Below are 17,124 nucleotides of genomic sequence, written 5' to 3' on the forward strand. Positions count from 1 at the left end.
CGGTTCTACCTATTCTCAAATCTATTGTAGTCAAGTAAGCCAAATTCGATAGGTTGATCCTGCTGGTACCAAGCATGAACGCGGTCACTGAAGGGCCAGAATTTATCCGAACTACGGCGAATCGCAAAGGTATCCAACAACTTAACGTAATCATCTTCACTCGAAATATTTCTCAACATTTCTACTAGTTTTGGCACTTGAGACTCAGTTAGATTTAAGTACGCAGCAGGATAGCTGCCGATCACTCCACGTACTAAGGTGAGGTCGTCATTGATTGGATCACGGTTGCTCTCTTCGTCGAACAAACTGGAGATGTTGGTGTGAGCATTGTTGTGCAGCAGAGTAAACAACTGCTCCTCGCCCGTTTCAGATTCGATCATCACCATCATAATTTGTGGCAAGTAAATCAGTCCTTCACCTTTTATCTCATCAATAGTTCGCAGCAACACTTCGTTTTCTTGCTTTAGTCCAGTCTGTTCAATCTTAAAGCGATTAGTCAGCACAGGCGCAAGCTGAGTTTGCAAAATATCATAGAGCTCCGCTTTAGGGTTCTCTGTTTGATAAGGTACTTGGCTCGGTTGATCGAACGGCTTAACGTTGCGTTGTAAGAATTCACTGAACTGTGCGCTCTGGTCTTTATACCAACTTGAGTGCTCTTGGTGTCGCATATCTCGAGGTAGAAGAGCAACGAAATTACTTTCCCCTTCTAGACGTAAGAAGTCCATAAACATACGCGTGACAAGCTGGTGACCAAAGTTACCGTATACATCGAAACCCGCAACGAGTAAGTAGTGAATGCGCTCAAGCAAGGCGTAATCAATGACCCACGCGGTTTTAGGCGGCGTGCCAACTAACCCCTGTACCACAGAAGCGCTATCAAAATGTCGGAATACGGTAAGTGCAGCATTGTTATTGGTGCCGTCTCCGGTCCAGATAACATCCGTTGTTAGGTTCTTACCACCTTCAAACCAGCGATTGATAAAATCCGATTTAGCATCTAAATAACGCGCTTGTTGCTTGGAGTAAGCTATCCAGTTATGCAGTGGTAGAGTGTTACTCTCTTTTTCGCCGGGCAGTTTTAGGTTCTCTGCTTGAGAGCGGTAGAACTCATTGATCTCAGGGATGTCAGCTTTATCTGGATCTAGAAAGAATACCCAGAAACGGTCATTAATCACGTTCAGAGCAAGTTGCCCGCGGCACACCGGCCCTTTAATAAAGGCGTTGATCGTATTTTTTGAATTGTCGAGCATAAATTTGAAGCGTGCTTTTACTGGAAGGTCAATAAAGGCTGTCATTGGGTTTGCTGCGACATCAGGGTGGTAGCTTGGCAGTTTCTCTATGTTATAGTCAGCATCAATAAACCATTGTTTCCAATTGGAAATCCGCTCGTGATTGAGAGCAAATGGCATATGAGTTTTATCGACAATGCTGCTTTGCACTGGAATAAGGCGGTAATAAACGCGCTCAACACCCGGGTCATCGTAAGGTCGGCGGGTAGCAATACGTTTCACGGCCTGTCCCGGAGGAGTGCTGGATCTTACAAGGTTAAAGAAGCGTGGTACCTGCTCATTAAGATCAGAAAAATAGAGATGAGATAAGAACAAGTGCTCGTAGATGTAACGCCCTGCTAACTGATTTTTTAATGGGCTGTGATTGAGCAAAGTTTCATACTCAGCAACCAGATCGGCTTGAGCCGAAGTCAGAGGCAGTGGTTGGTTCATCTTGGCCCCGTTTTGCAGCCACTTCATTAGTGTCGTATACTCATTGGCAGCAAGATTTGGCATACCGTAGGGCATACCCCAAGTTGGATTGTCTTCAAGGTATTGGTCGTACTCTTCTATGGTCGGGCAAACCTGAGAACGATCAATCGAAAAATCGAAGCCTTCTAACTGAGTTTGAGCAGGGAGAGGGTGTGCCTCTTTCTGGGTCAGCATACGCGCGATAAGTCCGGCTTCCATGTTGGCGGTCGGGTTTTGTATTCGCTCATTGAGGACTGGCTCGAAGCCAAAAGCGCGCCACTCCTCAGTCGTTTGCGCATCTTCAAACAATCGATGTGGCTCTGAGGCCGTAAGGCGAGCACCTTGATAAATGAGATCTTTACTCGCCCCGCGATCAATCCCTTCCACCGAAGACATTTTTAATTGGCAAGGGGCGTCGTAGCAAGCGTGACAGACAACGCAGCGATTATCTATGATGGGCTTAACACTGGTCAGGAAAAAATCACTTTCCGCGCTGCCGAGTTCAGTGCGGCGCTGCTGAACACTCGCTTCTCCGAACAATTGGTCGTAATTGAGTCCGGCATAGGTGGCACACCCAGCGAAAGTGAGTACCATAGCTACTGTCAAAAATGAGCGTAATTTCATTTGGAAACTTACCTTGGCGTATCAATGGACTAATTGCAGCAGATGCAACCCGTATTGGCAAATAATAGTTTATATAAGATGCTAAATTCACACGCTTTTGTTCTCGACATAAGCAACAGACATAGGTACTTTTAACCGCTCAAACTCTTTTATCCAGCGCCATTGGTTGTCTTGCAGTTTATCCCCCGGGCCTTTCACCTCAATCCACTTAAATTGACCATCTTTAAATGCAATCAAATCGGGCATACCGTTACGATACAGTTTTAAATCGCTTAACTGCACTTTAAACAGCGCCACCAGCGTATGATGCGGAATATTCTGCAGTGCCAGTGTTAGCAGGGTTTCATCTAGGTAAGCCCATTGAACAAACGGGTTACTGATAGAGAACTTGCTTTGGTATACCTCAAGGAGGTGCTCGGTGTGACCTTGCTCAATACGTTCAAGAGCGTGAGTGATGAGTGAATGGCGCTTGTGGGTAAAATCCCCATGGTAGAGATCGAGTGGACGATGCTGATAGGCGTTAATAAATGCGCCTTCAATTGGTGCAAAGATCGCGTCCCACAAGGCTAACCCAAGTAAGCCATTAAGTAGGGCATTTTCGCAGTAAAATACCGTCCATCCTAGACTCTCAAAATGGGCTTTGGTCGCGAGTTCAACGCGCTGCTGCGAAAGGTTAAGCGCTAGGTGATATTGTTTGCACTTGGGTTTGATCGCTCTTGGCACCTTAAGCCCTTGTTTACGCTTGACGCGTTGCATTAGTTTTTGCGCTACTTCGTGTTCAGAAACGTCAACAGGTTGTTCGAGCATTTGCGTGACAATGTCACTCAAGGCATTGTCTTCATTGAGTTTGTCTAAAATACGTGCACGGCGTTCTCGACTTGGTGGCAGTTTGGTCTGTTCGAATAGTGCCAGTGCGCTCTCCAAGTGATTCAGGCGCTCATAATCGCGGGCGATATCATTAAGCATATGTTCACGTTTACGGTCTACGTAATCATGATCAACGGGGTCGGGTATGGCAGCTAACAGAGTATCAAGGTTCGCTTTGTTTTTTCGGTCACTTTGCCAATACAAATTCGCGATCTGGCTTAGCTCAATTAAGCGGTCGATTTGCTCGCGAGTTGCAAAGAAACGTCGCGCTTTACTTAACTGGTAACGTTCAAATTGATGTAAGCCCAAATCATCAAGAACGAACTGACTCAAATCTTGGTGGGTATTGGCGAAGAATAGCGTCAGAAAAAGCTCTATCATATGCGCTGACTCGAGTTGAATCACATCAAAGCCGAGCCTTGTTGTGTCTGTGATGTCTTCGCTGGGTATTGAGGCAATTAACTGCTCTTTTTTAAGCGCTTTTACCAAATTTGGGTAGAGCGACAAAATTTCGGGTTTGGTGAGTAGGTGAGTCGCCAATTGCTGACTGGTTAAGGAAGGATTGAGTGAAATAAAGCCACACTTCGCCAATGTTCTCAGACATTGGTCAATGTTCGGAATCTCGCTATAACTCAGCTTATCGCTACGAAACCACTCACCGCGACGGCTATAAAAACGAACCAGCAAGCATTGGCTTTGTTTATCTAGCTGAGCAAACTCAACCAGCCATTGATGTTCTGAGGGGGTGAGTAAATCGGCATACCAGGTTTGAGCATGTTCAGTCAACTTAAAGAAGTTGTCGAGATAATAGCCTGAGGCGAGTTCGATGGTGTTAGACATGGCAACAAGATACAAAAAAGGCTAACCATAAGGTTAAGCCTTTTTACTAGTAATTCAATCTATTACGCTGCTTTTAGCTGAGCGACTTTCGCTTCAGAAAGAGGCTTAGTGATAATAGCCAGTGTGACGCACACTGCCATCATGACTGCAGAAATAGTGTATGCAAGGTTATAGCCTTCGCCGTGAGTCATAGAGAAACCGACCACTGCTGCACCGATTGCGCCGCCGATACCCCATGCGGTGTAGAGTACGCCGTAGTTTGTACCGTAGTTCTTAAGGCCATAGAATTCAGCAGTCAGTGTTGGGAATACAGCGAGAAGAGTGCCGTAACCTACTGCGGCAATAGCAGTACCAATGATTAAAGTGAATTCAGATTTGAAGGTTGCAAACAGCACCATGTTGATGCCTTGTAGTACGAACGCAAGTAGCAGAGTGCGTACACCACCGATTCGGTCAGCAAGCATACCCGCCGCAACACGGCCGCTTGAGTTAAATACCGCTAAGATAGACGCTAGGTATACCGCGTTTGGCAAGTTTGCCTGAACGCTTGCAATCGTCGTGATGTTGCCGATGATCATAAGACCAACAGAAGCGGCAAACGCGTACATGATCCACAAAGAGTAGAACTGCGGCGTTTTAAGCATTGCTTTCCAAGTGAGGTCGTCAGACTTTTTAACAACCTTAGGCGCTTGACCTGCTTTCACTTTTGGTTCTGCTGGCGTGTAACCCGCTGGTGGGTTACTGATTGTCGCTGCAAGAGGAACGGCAATCGCAAGGATACCAACACCTAGCACTAGGAAACTGGTTTGGATACCCATGCTGTCGATTAGCGCCGCAGTCACAGGAGCGAGGTAAATTGCCGCCAGACCAAAGCCTGCTGCGATGATGCCATTAACCATCCCTTTCTTAGAAGCGTGGAACCACTTCATTGCTGAAGGAGAAAGACATGCATAACCAAAACCAATACCAGCACCTGTGACCACACCGAAAGTGATGTTTAGCATCAGCGGTGAATCCACAAAACCCGATGCGATCATGCCAAGGCCAGTTAGAACTGTACCTAAGATAAGAATCAGACGTGGGCCCATGCGATCTTGCAAGATACCAGCGACAAGAAGACAGATAGAGAAAGTGATAGTTGCTGTCGCGTAAGGTGCAGATGCTTCTGCTGCGCTCCAACCTGACTCCGTCACTAGTGCTTTGTTAAATACACTCCAAGCATACAAGATGCCAAGACAGAGGTTGATACAGAATCCCGCTAGCAGGATGCGCATAGCTTTATCAATCTTGCTCATTTTTCTTCTCGTTTGTCCCCAAAAATGAGGATCGGTTAACAGTTCAATTACTCAAATTAAGTTTGCGTTTATCAACATATGGCGCAAAGGCGCGAATTATAACCAAATAAAATGTGATTGGAATCTCTTTTTCAACTTAATCTAATAATTTTCTAAAATTGTTGAATTTATGTTTCTGCTGGTTTTCAACATGTTAAATGTAACGGGGCGAGAAAAATGTAACTGGGTTAGGTAACCAGCCCTCCAGCGATGAAGGGCTAGTGAGTTGCGATAAACTCGCAAGGCGTGGCAGTGCTACATGACCGAATAATTTGGCCCACCACCTTCAGGTGGAACCCAGTTGATGTTTTGGGAAGGGTCTTTGATGTCACACGCCTTGCAATGTAAACAGTTCGTTGCGTTGATTTGTAGTTTACGTAGGCCGTCAACTTCGATCACTTCATAAACGCCAGCAGGGCAGTAACGCTGGCTCGGCTCATCGTACAAAGGGATGTGTTCATTAATGGGAAGCTCTGGGTCTGTTAATAACAGGTGACAAGGCTGGTTCTCTTCATGAAATGTGGCAGAAAGGTAGACTGAAGAAGGTTTGTCGAAACTGAGTACACCATCTGCTTTCGGATAGATGAGCGGCGTTGAGCGCGACAAGTCATGCAATTCCGTTGCATCTGAGTGGTGATCTTCTATGTCTAAGCTGAGAGCGCCGCCCGATATCCTATGCCAGACATTCTGTTCAAACAGTGACAAAGCGCCACCTGCGAGCGCTCCATATTTGTGAATCGCGCCGGGAAAGTTGCGATTTAGGTCGAGCTCTTTATACAGCCAAGAATCGACAAACAGAGCATGATAGTCTGCCTCTGAGTTGCCGCTTTTGATCGCTGTAAAAGCCGCTTGTGCCGCCAACATCCCAGACTTCATCGCCGTATGACAGCCTTTGATTTTCGCTGCGTTAAGCGTTCCAGCATCACAGCCGATTAATAATCCACCAGCAAATTGCTGCTTAGGCAATGAAAGCAGCCCACCTTTAGCCAGCGCACGCGCGCCGTAACAAATACGCTCTGCACCGCGCAGAAATTTGGCAAAGCAAGGATGGTGTTTTAAACGTTGAAATTCTTCAAAAGGGCTAAGGTAAGGGTTGCGGTAATTAAGATCGGTGATCAAGCCGACTGCAATTAAGTTGTCGTCTTGATGATAAAGAAATCCACCACCTGAGGTATAGGAATCATTCAGTGGCCAGCCTGTTGAGTGCAACACTAAACCCGGCTGATATCTTTCGTCGTTGTCAGGCAGTTTCCACACTTCTTTAATACCCAGAGCATAGTGTTGAGGTTGGCTCTCTTTATCGAGCGTAAAGTGACTAATCAGACGTTTGCCTAGATGGCCTCGCGCGCCCTCGGCAAAAATAGTCTGTTTGGCATTGAGTTGAATCCCTGCTTGAAAGGTTTCCTTTGCTTCGCCGTTTTTATCCAATCCCATATCAACGGTGATGATTCCTGTCACCGCGCCGTTATCATCAAAGCAGACCTCTTTTGCCGGAAATCCGGGGAAGATGGAAACCCCGAGTGTTTCTGCTTGCTGAGCTAACCAGCGGCACAATTTACCCAAGCTGATGACATAATTTTGGTCGCTATTTCGCATGGCCAATGGCGTCAAGAGTGGGGGGATTCGGATGTGGTTGTGGTCAGTGGTGAGATAGACCAATTCGTCATGTGTGACAGGCGTCGTTACTGGTGCATCCAGTTCTCGCCAGTTGGGGAAGAGTTCATCCAGCGCAGTAGTTTCAAAGACCGCACCTGAGAGTATATGCGCACCCACCTCCGGCCCTTTTTCGACCACACAAATCGACAGAGGTGTTTGCTGCTGCCTAGAGAGCAGAGCAAGTTGGCATGCGGCCGACAATCCAGCGGGCCCAGCTCCGACAATGACGACATCAAAATCCATGCTTTCTCTTTCCATCTTCACCAACCTCCACACTGTGTTGTGTATTAAATGTAGCTGCAGTTGACGTAAACGTAAACTTTACTAAGCTCAAACTACATACATTGTTCTTGGAGCCAGTTATGAAAGTTTTGGTTGCCATCAAGCGTGTTATTGACCCTTACGCCAAAGTTAGAATTAATTCGGATGGTTCGGGCGTAGAGACTAACAACGTCAAAATGACGATGAATCCGTTTTGCGAAATTGCCGTCGAGGAGGCGATACGCCTTAAAGAGAGCGGCAACGCAAGTGAAGTCGTTGTAGTATCCATTGGGTCACCCCCATGTCAGGAGCAGCTTAGGAGCGCGTTAGCCCTGGGCGCAGATCGCGCGATTCACCTTGAAACCGATCAAACTTGTCAGCCATTGGTGGTGGCGAAATTACTCAAAGTCATCGCTGAACAAGAGCAAGCTCAACTGGTGTTGTTGGGTAAACAGTCGATAGACAGCGACAACAATCAAGTGGCTCAAATGTTAGCGGGTTTGATGAAATGTCCGCAAGCCACCTTCGCCTCCAAGCTAGAGATTAACGGTGAGCAGGCTTTGGTTACACGAGAAATTGATGGTGGTTTAGAAACCTTGCAAATCGCGTTACCTGCTGTGGTCAGTACGGATTTGAGATTGAACGAGCCAAGGTACGCGTCACTGCCCAATATTATGAAGGCCAAGCAAAAGCCGTTAGACATCATTGATGCTGCTTCTTTGGGCGTCGCACTCAAACCGTCTCAGCAGGTTTTGCAAGTATTGGCACCTTCACTGCGACAAGCGGGTGTGATGGTCGACAGTGTTGAGCAACTGATTGACAAACTGCGCAACGAAGCCAAAGTCATCCAGTAGGGAGGTTGTGATGAGTGATAGCAAGGTTCTGGTGCTGATACAGCAGGACAATCAAACGGTGGCGGCAGATACGCTTGCTACGTTATCTGCGGCAAAGCAATTGATCGAGAAGACAGTCAGTGGCGAAGTTGACGCTTTAGTCATGGGCTTTGAGTGCAGCGCGGTGGTTGAGTCACTGAAAAGATGCGATTTGCTAACGCGACTGCTGGTTGCCGATGATGCCAATCTTCAAGATGGCTTAAGCGCAAACCTTGCCGAAGTGGTTAACAAGGTCGCGAGTGATTACAGCCATATTCTTGCGCCGGCTAACACCTTTGGCAAAGACTTGCTACCTAGGGTTGCCGCTTTACTTGATGTTGAGATGTTGTCGGATGTGATAGCGATTGAAAGTGCTGATACGGTGCTTCGTCCGATTTATGCTGGCAACGCCTTGGCGAGAGTGCGTTCCGATGATGCGCTAAAAATCATCACAGTGCGTTCAACGGCTTTTGACAAAATGAGCCTAGATGGCAGCAGTCCTGTCAATATTGTTACCCTAGATTGCCCGATTGATGCGCAAGGGACGCGTTTGGTCAGTCGAGAAAACCAAGTCTGTGGTCGCCCCGATTTGATCAGCGCCGATGTGGTGATCGCTGGCGGGCGAGGCCTTGGTAGCAAAGAAAATTTTACCCTAATTGAAACGTTAGCAGATAAGCTCGGCGGTGCTATTGGTGCCTCCAGAGCAGCAGTTGACGCTGGTTTTGTCACCAATGACCTCCAAGTCGGTCAGACGGGCAAAATTGTCGCGCCGAGTCTCTATATCGCGGTGGGGATTTCTGGCGCAATACAGCATTTAGCCGGAATGAAAGACTCCAAGGTGATAGTTGCGATCAACAGCGATCCGGACGCGGCGATATTTGAAGTCGCCGATTACGGCTTAGTTGGTGACCTGTTCGAAATTCTACCTAAATTGATTGAGGCAGTGTAGCGGTAGAATATCGAAAGGAGTGACAACGCAGAAAAGGGAGCACACAGCGTGCTCCCTTTGTTATTGATTAAGCCTAAGCGCTTGGCTTTTGTAGATGTTCGACCAATTTTTTACTAAAGCGCGCAGCTTCGCCACCCGTACATGCTCGGTGGTCAAAAGTAATCGAGAGTGGCATGACTTTGACTGCGGCGGGAATATCGTTGCGCATCACCATCCGCTCAATTATTCGTCCAGCACCGACGATGGCCACTTGCGGAGGAGAGACAACCGGAGTGGCAAAAATGCCCGCGATGGCACCAAAGTTAGACACGGTAATGGTGGCATTCTGCAGGCTTTCTCGACCAATTTTTCTTGCTCTGATGCCATCCACAGTTTGGTTGAGCCATTGACGGATTTGGTCGCCTTGGTGTTGATCCGCATTTTTTAACACAGGGACATACAAGCCATGACTGCTGTCGACAGCAATCCCAATATTGACGCGACTGTGTACGCAGCGAGTCATGGTTTCGGCATCAAACCAAGCGTTCATCGCGGGCTCTTGTTGACAGGCGTAAACGACGGCTTTAATTAAACGGCCAGAGATATCTTCGTTCGGTTGCCAATCGGCTAAACTTGCTTCCTCTGTAATGGTCACAGCGGCAACTTGGTGATGCGATTCAGACATGGTCGAAACCATGGTCCTGCGCGCCCCTTTTAGCACTTCAGTGCCAGGGCTCTGTTTACTGGCTTCGCTATAGATATCGCTGTCGGTAATCATGCCATTTGGACCGCTACCTTCAATCGTCTTTAACTCGACCCCGAGTTTTTTTGCTAGGAGTCGCGCTGATGGTAGTGCGGTAATTAAAGCATCGGACGAGGGATTGTGGGTACTGCCAACCCAAAAATCATCGACATTCACCTGATGGGTGGTTTGCGGTACGTTGCCGACTACAGTCGCGGCATCTTTCTGTTTGGCTTGGCTCGTCTGAGAGCCAACCAGTTCAGGCTGTTCTTCAATCTCAAGCAGTAGCGAACCAATATTAATCACATCGCCAGCCTCACCGTGTCGGCTCATAACCACGCCAGAATAGGGCGCTGGAACTTCAACTACGGCTTTGGCCGTTTCGACGGTTAACACCACTTGATCAAGCTCGACAGTATCACCAACATTCACGTGCCATTCGACAATTTCAGACTCAGCGAGGCCCTCACCAAGGTCAGGTAATAAGAAGCTTTTCATTTCCAACCCTCCACCAGTTCGCGTGCCGCCAGCACGATATCTTGCTCTTGAATCATGAAGTAATCTTCATTGCGGTAATAAGGCATGATGGTATCCATTCCTGTGACTCGGCGCGGTGGCGCTTTGAGCAAACACATCGCCTGTTCAGCGGTGCGAGCAAGGATTTCCGCGCCAACACCGCAAGTCCGACTCGCTTCGTGGACAACCAATAAGCGGCCAGTTCTTTCTAGCGAACGGATGATGGTGTCCATATCAATGGGTTTAATTGACGCTAAATCAATTACTTCGGTTTCAATACCTTGCGTTGAAAGTGTCTGAGCGGCTTGAAGTGCCTCAACCACACACGCTCCCCAAGTCACCAGCGTTATGTCACGCCCTTTACGGAGCGTAAAACAGCTATCGAGTGGTAAGGCTTCACCACTATCGACCACTTGCGATTTAACGGTGCGATAAATTCGTTTTGGCTCAAAGAACATCACTGGATCGTTGCTGCGAATGGCCGCAAGTAGTAATCCATAAGCGCGTTGCGGCGAAGACGGAATCACCACCTTGAAACCCGCTGTGTGGGCAAACAGCGCTTCTACGCTTTCAGAATGGTGCTCTGGTGCATGAATACCGCCACCAAATGGAGCGCGAAATACCGCTGGGCAAGTTAAACGGCCGCGAGTCCGGTTACGCATTCGCGCGGCATGGCACATTAGGTGTTCCATGGCGGGAAAAACAAAACCTTGGAACTGGAACTCAGCGACGGGTCTTAGACCTTGGCTTGCCATACCGACTGCAACACCTCCGATCAAGGCTTCTGCGAGCGGTGAGTCAATCACGCGTCTAAGACCAAACTTCTCTTTCAACCCAACTGTTGCACGGAATACACCGCCGTTATCACCCACATCTTCGCCTAAAACCACCACGCTTGGGTCTGTGCTCATTTCATGATGCAGAGCGAGGTTTACTGCCTCGACAAGAGTCAACTCAGCCATGTTTGCCTCCTTGCATGCGCATTGCTTTGTTGATGAGCGCGTCTCGCTGTTGATTTAACTCGGCTGGCGCATGCTCATACAGATAATCGAATGCCGTTTCTGGGGCTTGAGGAGGCAGGTTAACGTAGTGCTCAACGGCGAGTTCGACCTGTTTTTTACAATCGAGTAGCCAAGCTTCTTCCTCGGCGTCACTCCAAGCCCCTTGGTTGATCAAATAGGTTTTGAGGCGTTTAACAGGTTCAAATTGCCATGCTTGCTGCAGTTCGTCGTCACTACGATAGCGGCTGGCATCATCGGCGGTAGTATGGTCGCTGAGGCGGTAACTAACTGCTTCTATCAGTGTTGGCCCTTTGCCTTTTCTTGCTCGGTCGAGCGCGGCAAGGACAGTGTCGTGGACAGCAACCACGTCATTTCCATCGACAGTGATGCCATGAATACCTGCGCCTTTCGCTTTGTCTGATAAGAACTCTGCCGACGATTGCAGAGCGCGCGGCACCGATATCGCCCACTGGTTATTGTTGATGACAAACACCAGTGGTAAGTTCCAAGCGCCAGCACAATTGATGCTTTCGAGAAAGTCACCTTTAGAGGTTGCGCCATCACCACAGGTGACTAAAGCGGCGTGGTGATGGTTTTCTATTTTAAGTGCAGCAGCGACACCGACTGCGTGGGTACACTGAGTTGCGATGGGTACACAAAACGGTAGGTCGCGACAATGTTCAGGCTCTGTGCCATCATTTAGCATGACATGAAAATCGCTGCCTCGCTCATCACCGCCCCAATATTGAAGGTTCTTTTCCATCGGGATCCCGCGCACCCACATTGCTGGCATGTCACGGTAATAGGGGACAAACACATCGCGCGGATGCATCGCATGGCCGATAGCTATACCAAAGGCTTCAGCACCGAGATGAGAAGGATAGGTGCCCAGTTTGCCTGTCCGTTGCAAGGCGACCGCTTTATTGTCGTAAGTGCGGGTAAGCAGCATGTCTTTATAAAAGTGGGTCAAAGTGGGTAAGTCTGCCCACGCCGGAAGTTGATTGACCGGCTCACCGCTATGGTCAATAAAGCGCAGCATGGGGAGTGTCTGAACATTCATTACTATCTCCTTCTTGTTGGCCTGCGGTGGATCGCACCTTAGATCAACCTCTTATGACTCAATGACCATGTTTCGATCTTTATAAGCCAAGATAGATATTTAAATTTCATACATCTTGTTATTGAAAGCTAAAACAACCTACTGTGGTTTACTTCGGTGTTGCAGTTTTTCACTACAAATTCACCTTTAATCAGAGCACCATTTCAACTTTCATCCTTAAAGGTAAGTGTAACCAAAATGTTAAAATTCGCTCAGCTAATCGCATCTAGCCAAGTAAAGCAAACCTTACACTTGGTGAAGTGGTGGAGAAAAGCACCAGATTTTAGCGTTCAACTTGTTAAGGATTAGTGATTCATACTTTTGGTGTAATTGTTACCAGAATATTGGTTTGAGAGAAAAAAGCCTGCGATTGCCGCATTTTTTGCCTTATAAACAGGAAAACGAGCAGAGTTTTTTGACAGAACTGTTTTGTAAAATTCACATTGTTAAATTTCTTTTGTGAAATTGTTGTTAAAAATTGATTAATCTAACTGTCATACAAAGCACAACTCGCCAACAAATTTAAACAAGCGTTTAGGAAATAGACTCTAACAAGACGCCAATGCCTCAGAGGGAAAGACTATGAACATGCTGACAATCGATAAAACTGAAATACATAAAAACCACTCTACCTTTATCGCTGAAGCTGTCTTTGCTGTGGAAATGGTAAAAGTGGATGAACAGTTAGAGAAACAGAAGATGGCAAAACAACTGCTTGATACGCTATTCCCCCTCGAGCGTGGCTCGCATGAAGATGTGGTTAGTTATGAAATTGACTACCGCCACGTGCAAGCTTACTTTAAAAACGGCGAGCATGTTGGGCTAAAAAGAGCCAAGCATTTTGTCGCTTACGCAGGTGAAAAATGTGCGCCACAAGCGATTCTATTTCGCGATGAGAGCGGCACCCATGTAGAAGTAACCATAGGCAAACGCAAAGGCACCGGAAACCTAGAACTGGTTGAGATTGAAGATATTCAATTAGAAACCTGCACCACATTCAGCCAAACAGAGAAATGCCATGCATCAGGCGTTCGCCACTGGTTGAGCCTAATTCGCAGCGATGCACAAGGCCATTCTATCGCCTGTAGTGAAGATAAAGAGTTCACCGCTAAAAATGACGATGACTACAACTTGGGTTTTAGCTTCGCGTTGTAATCACAAAAATACGAATTGCCAAATATTCTGAGCCCCGCTAGTTAGCGGGGTTTTAGTGTGTTGGAAACGGATGCCCTGTAGCTCACTTTTGGACAAAAATGGCTTAGAGTTGGAACTCTAGGTCATACAGTTCAGATAAACTGAGGTAGGGGAAAATCTAGGTTACTACAGTCTACGAGTTCGGTGGCCATTCACCTATAGAATCAACTACGTTCAATTTGCATCTTCTCAACAAATTGTATGAAATTATCTTTTGCAAAGCTCTCTAACTGCTCATTCCAAATTAGGCCAACATCCCATGAGCTATTTACCCCTGACAGTTCCCAAAAAGCGACATGCTCATTCGCAATATGCTTTACACTTGCAGGAACAATAGTGAAGCCCAAATTTGCTGATACGAGTGCCAACAATGTTTGAATATCATCGGCCTCCTGAACTACATTCAGTTTTTTCTCATGCTCCTCCAATAGCATTTTTATTTGTTGGCTTAGCCCCTTACCTCGCTCAGGGTTAAGCTGTAAATAATCGATTGAATCTAACGAAGACCATAATTTGTTTTTGTCTATGATTTGGCTTCTATGTATCGCAAGCACTAATTGATCTGTACAGAGCTTCATGCCCTTCAGCGGAGCTACAGTTGGTAGTCGACTAAAACTGAGATGAAGATCTCCCTGAAGTAAGAATTCTGACTGCTTTTGAGATGGTATATCGTTAAGTGTAATGTGGATCTCTGGGTAGTGTTTTTTAAACTTAGCTATGTAATCTGGTGCAAGATGGTAGGAAGATATACCAAAGCCTATATTGAGAGTTCCTGCCATTCCCTTGGCGACTCGTTGAGTTAGAGATTTATAAGATTCAAAACTCGATACAATTCGTTGCGCTTCAGGTAAAAGAGCTACGCCTGCCGCAGTTAGACTGGCCCCTTGTCTTCCTCTCTCAAATAAAACCACTCCACAAAAAGCTTCAAGGCGCTGAATCTTCTTAGTTAAAGCTGACTGAGTGATGTGTAAGTGCTCTGAAGCTACTCGATAGTTACCATCCACCGCTAACTGGCAGAATGTGCGTAAATCAACAATATCCATTCCATGCACTCATTAATTATAGGAATTTTATTCATTATACGGAATCAAAGGAGCTTTTTAAAATAGTTGATATTCACCAAGTAAAAGGAACAATTATGAAAGATATCCGTGTTGCTACTGTCCAATTTAACCACCATGCGAACGACAAAAACTACAACTTATCGGTCATTCAAAGTTACGTAGAAAAGGCAGCTAAACAAGGGGTAAAAATTATCGCCTTCCCTGAAATGTGTGTGACTGGTTATTGGCATGTTTCGAAACTCAAGAAATCTGAGATCAATGATTTGTCCGAGTTCATTCCACAAGGGGAAACGTCTCAACGCTTGCTAAAAATGTCTGAACAATACCAAATCAGCATCGGCGCAGGTTTAATTGAAAAGGACAAGCACGGAAATCTCTACAATTCTTACATAATGGCAATGCCTGATGGCCAGATATCCAAACACAGAAAGCTGCATACGTTTGTCAGCGAACACATGAAAAGTGGCAATGAATACACTGTGTTTGATACACCACATGGATGCCGTGTAGGAATCCTGATTTGCTGGGATAATAATTTAGTCGAGAATGTTCGAATCACAGCATTAAAAGGGGCTGATATACTAGTCGCGCCTCATCAAACAGGCGGAACAAACTCTCGCAGCCCAAATGCGATGGGGTTGATTGATCCCCAGCTTTGGCATAATCGTCACCAAGATCCAGATTCGATTCGTTCTGAAATGCAAGGTTCTAAAGGAAGAAAGTGGTTAATGCGTTGGCTACCCGCGCGTGCCCATGACAATGGTATGTTCCTGATATTTAGTAACGGTGTTGGGGTTGATATGGATGAAGTTAGAACGGGGAATGCAATGGTGCTCAATCCCTATGGTGAAATTATCGCTGAAACTGACTGCATCGATAATGATATGGTTATTGCCGATCTCAATGCGAAAGATCTAAATATGTGTACAGGCAGACGCTGGATCAGAGGTCGTAGACCTAATCTATACGCTCCCTTAACGATGGAAGGGAATGAATTAACGCCTTATCAGGCAAGATTCTCGACACAAAAATAGATGGCGTAACTTATTGAGTGGTCGCCAACGAATAATACGTTGGCGCTTATGAAAATATTGTTTCATAAAGAGCCCCTAACAAACTTTGGGGCAAAAGTCGTTTTGCAGAGATTGGCTCTGAATTAATTTAGAACATGAATGAGCACCAACACTCTCTGTTTCCACGAAACGCGTATGATTGACACTATCACGTTTACAGAAGCAGCTTCCAAAGATTCGGCTAATGAAACTCCAGAAGCTGGCTGTTGCAAACAAGATATTCAGAAAATATTTAGCCCAAAAATGTCTTTCACGTCAAAAAGTACTTGTGATGTTTTTTCTCTAGATACTTGGCTTCCCTTAGCTAAAATTTCGACTAGCTGAGCTTTATCATTTAAAAATTCTATTCTTTTCTCTCTTATTGGTCGAAGCATATCCTGTAAACATTCTTCTAGTATTTTTTTCGTCGTGCCGTCACCAAGACCTCCACGTTGATAGTGGGCTTTGAGTTGCTTAATGTAGTCTTTATCAGGATGAAAAGCATCGAGATAAGTGAACACAACATTTCCTTTTACATTACCAGGATCTTCAACCTTGAGGTGGTTAGGGTCGGTATACATCGATTTTACGGCAGCGGAGATTTCTTTTTCAGTTGCCCCAAGGTTAATAGCGTTGCCCATCGATTTAGACATCTTACTTTTTCCATCTGTACTCGGAAGTCGCGGTGCGTTACTTAGCAAAGGGCTACACTCCTTTAAAACAGTGCGCCCTGCTAGTGAGTTAATCTTCCTCACTATCTCATTAGTTTGTTCAAGCATTGGTAACTGGTCATCTCCAACTGGAACTAGAGATGCATTAAATCCTGTTATATCAGCAGCTTGTGAAATGGGATAGGTTAGAAAGCCTGCTGGGATAGAACGCTCAAATCCTTTATTTTGTATTTCACTTTTGACTGTTGGATTTCGCTCTAGCCGACTGATGGTTACAAGGTTGCTGTAATACATTGTCAACTCGGCAAGGGCGGGGAGTTGTGATTGAAGGCAAATCGTTGTTTTAGAGGGATCAATCCCAACAGCTAGATAGTCAGCAACGACATTTAGAATGTTAGCTGATACTTTTTTGGGGTTGTGAGCATTATCCGTAAGACCTTGCATATCAGCAACAAGGATCGTTTGCTCGTGAATTGTTTGTAATGCTACGCGCTGCTTTAAAGAACCGACATAGTGACCAAGATGCAACGGACCTGTGGCTCTATCACCAGTTAAAATAATTTCCGGCTTATCGGCATTTTGTTTTGTATTCATGGGGAATCTCCTAGTTAAAATAGATCGCTACTGGAGATACAAAAGAAATTACAGTCTGAGCTACCTTCCA

13 protein-coding genes are annotated in these 17,124 nt (G+C 46.1%); 4 read left to right on the top strand and 9 right to left on the bottom strand.

From position 1 onward, the window contains the following. Positions 1 to 5: 5 nt before the first annotated feature. The 4 genes from TW81_RS03690 to TW81_RS03705 form a co-directional block, all read right to left on the bottom strand. Positions 6 to 2,363 (bottom strand): fatty acid cis/trans isomerase, encoded by a 2,358-nt coding sequence (locus tag TW81_RS03690; RefSeq protein ID WP_045954378.1) that lies wholly within the window; start codon positions 2,361 to 2,363, stop codon positions 6 to 8. 87 nt (positions 2,364 to 2,450) lie between these two features. Then, the gene (locus tag TW81_RS03695; protein ID WP_045954379.1) at positions 2,451 to 4,070 is read right to left on the bottom strand and encodes a VRR-NUC domain-containing protein; all 1,620 of its coding nucleotides are present in this window, start codon (positions 4,068 to 4,070) and stop codon (positions 2,451 to 2,453) included. Positions 4,071 to 4,132: 62 nt separating this feature from the next. Continuing rightward, positions 4,133 to 5,365 carry an L-lactate MFS transporter gene (locus tag TW81_RS03700; protein WP_045954380.1) on the bottom strand — a complete coding sequence of 411 codons (1,233 nt, stop codon included), beginning with the start codon at positions 5,363 to 5,365 and terminating at the stop codon, positions 4,133 to 4,135. Between the two features lie 294 nt (positions 5,366 to 5,659). Next, on the bottom strand, positions 5,660 to 7,318 hold the full coding sequence (locus TW81_RS03705) for an electron transfer flavoprotein-ubiquinone oxidoreductase (protein ID WP_045954381.1): 1,659 nt from the start codon (positions 7,316 to 7,318) through the stop codon (positions 5,660 to 5,662). Positions 7,319 to 7,422: 104 nt separating this feature from the next. Between TW81_RS03705 and TW81_RS03710 the strand changes: the two genes are divergently transcribed. After that, a complete protein-coding gene (locus tag TW81_RS03710; protein ID WP_045954382.1) occupies positions 7,423 to 8,175 on the top strand; it encodes an electron transfer flavoprotein subunit beta/FixA family protein in 753 nt (250 codons plus the stop codon). Positions 8,176 to 8,185: 10 nt separating this feature from the next. Continuing rightward, positions 8,186 to 9,142, top strand: coding sequence for an electron transfer flavoprotein subunit alpha/FixB family protein (locus TW81_RS03715; RefSeq protein ID WP_045954383.1), 957 nt, complete (start codon positions 8,186 to 8,188; stop codon positions 9,140 to 9,142). Between the two features lie 73 nt (positions 9,143 to 9,215). Here TW81_RS03715 and TW81_RS03720 read toward each other — a convergent pair whose 3' ends face one another. Genes TW81_RS03720 through pdhA form a run of 3 tightly spaced genes read right to left on the bottom strand, consistent with a single transcriptional unit; the run spans position 9,216 to position 12,440 of the window. Then, the gene (locus TW81_RS03720; RefSeq protein WP_045954384.1) at positions 9,216 to 10,361 is read right to left on the bottom strand and encodes a dihydrolipoamide acetyltransferase family protein; all 1,146 of its coding nucleotides are present in this window, start codon (positions 10,359 to 10,361) and stop codon (positions 9,216 to 9,218) included. Then, positions 10,358 to 11,341 carry an alpha-ketoacid dehydrogenase subunit beta gene (locus tag TW81_RS03725; protein WP_045954385.1) on the bottom strand — a complete coding sequence of 328 codons (984 nt, stop codon included), beginning with the start codon at positions 11,339 to 11,341 and terminating at the stop codon, positions 10,358 to 10,360. The genes TW81_RS03720 and TW81_RS03725 overlap by 4 nt, the downstream gene beginning before the upstream one ends. Beyond that, positions 11,334 to 12,440: a pyruvate dehydrogenase (acetyl-transferring) E1 component subunit alpha gene (gene pdhA, locus TW81_RS03730; RefSeq protein WP_045954386.1), complete on the bottom strand. Its 1,107-nt coding sequence runs from the start codon at positions 12,438 to 12,440 to the stop codon at positions 11,334 to 11,336. The genes TW81_RS03725 and pdhA overlap by 8 nt, the downstream gene beginning before the upstream one ends. 621 nt (positions 12,441 to 13,061) lie before the next feature. On the opposite strand from pdhA, the gene TW81_RS03735 reads away from it, so the two are divergent. Then, complete coding sequence (locus TW81_RS03735) at positions 13,062 to 13,634, top strand: aldolase/citrate lyase/malate synthase family protein (protein ID WP_045954387.1); 573 nt, start codon at positions 13,062 to 13,064, stop codon at positions 13,632 to 13,634. 203 nt (positions 13,635 to 13,837) lie between these two features. Here the strand turns inward: TW81_RS03735 and TW81_RS03740 are convergent, their stop codons facing one another. Next, complete coding sequence (locus TW81_RS03740; RefSeq protein ID WP_045954388.1) at positions 13,838 to 14,716, bottom strand: LysR family transcriptional regulator; 879 nt, start codon at positions 14,714 to 14,716, stop codon at positions 13,838 to 13,840. A 92-nt stretch (positions 14,717 to 14,808) separates the two neighbouring features. Between TW81_RS03740 and TW81_RS03745 the strand changes: the two genes are divergently transcribed. Beyond that, positions 14,809 to 15,771 (top strand): nitrilase family protein, encoded by a 963-nt coding sequence (locus TW81_RS03745; protein ID WP_204243982.1) that lies wholly within the window; start codon positions 14,809 to 14,811, stop codon positions 15,769 to 15,771. A gap of 260 nt (positions 15,772 to 16,031) precedes the next feature. Here the strand turns inward: TW81_RS03745 and trpS are convergent, their stop codons facing one another. Next, positions 16,032 to 17,054: a tryptophan--tRNA ligase gene (gene trpS, locus TW81_RS03750; protein ID WP_045954389.1), complete on the bottom strand. Its 1,023-nt coding sequence runs from the start codon at positions 17,052 to 17,054 to the stop codon at positions 16,032 to 16,034. Positions 17,055 to 17,124 lie beyond the last annotated feature (70 nt).

Origin of the sequence: Vibrio galatheae (genome assembly GCF_000967545.1) — a bacterium.
GTDB classification, from domain to species: Bacteria; Pseudomonadota; Gammaproteobacteria; order Enterobacterales; family Vibrionaceae; genus Vibrio; species Vibrio galatheae.

Excerpts from the sequence above, each read along its gene's own strand:
- TW81_RS03690 (WP_045954378.1), bottom strand. The coding sequence starts at position 2,363 with ATGAAATTACGCTCATTTTTGACAGTAGCTATGGTACTCACTTTCGCT.
- TW81_RS03695 (WP_045954379.1), bottom strand. The coding sequence starts at position 4,070 with ATGTCTAACACCATCGAACTCGCCTCAGGCTATTATCTCGACAACTTC.
- TW81_RS03700 (WP_045954380.1), bottom strand. The coding sequence starts at position 5,365 with ATGAGCAAGATTGATAAAGCTATGCGCATCCTGCTAGCGGGATTCTGT.
- TW81_RS03705 (WP_045954381.1), bottom strand. The coding sequence starts at position 7,318 with ATGGAAAGAGAAAGCATGGATTTTGATGTCGTCATTGTCGGAGCTGGG.
- TW81_RS03710 (WP_045954382.1), top strand. The coding sequence starts at position 7,423 with ATGAAAGTTTTGGTTGCCATCAAGCGTGTTATTGACCCTTACGCCAAA.
- TW81_RS03715 (WP_045954383.1), top strand. The coding sequence starts at position 8,186 with ATGAGTGATAGCAAGGTTCTGGTGCTGATACAGCAGGACAATCAAACG.
- TW81_RS03720 (WP_045954384.1), bottom strand. The coding sequence starts at position 10,361 with ATGAAAAGCTTCTTATTACCTGACCTTGGTGAGGGCCTCGCTGAGTCT.
- TW81_RS03725 (WP_045954385.1), bottom strand. The coding sequence starts at position 11,341 with ATGGCTGAGTTGACTCTTGTCGAGGCAGTAAACCTCGCTCTGCATCAT.
- pdhA (WP_045954386.1), bottom strand. The coding sequence starts at position 12,440 with ATGAATGTTCAGACACTCCCCATGCTGCGCTTTATTGACCATAGCGGT.
- TW81_RS03735 (WP_045954387.1), top strand. The coding sequence starts at position 13,062 with ATGAACATGCTGACAATCGATAAAACTGAAATACATAAAAACCACTCT.
- TW81_RS03740 (WP_045954388.1), bottom strand. The coding sequence starts at position 14,716 with ATGGATATTGTTGATTTACGCACATTCTGCCAGTTAGCGGTGGATGGT.
- trpS (WP_045954389.1), bottom strand. The coding sequence starts at position 17,054 with ATGAATACAAAACAAAATGCCGATAAGCCGGAAATTATTTTAACTGGT.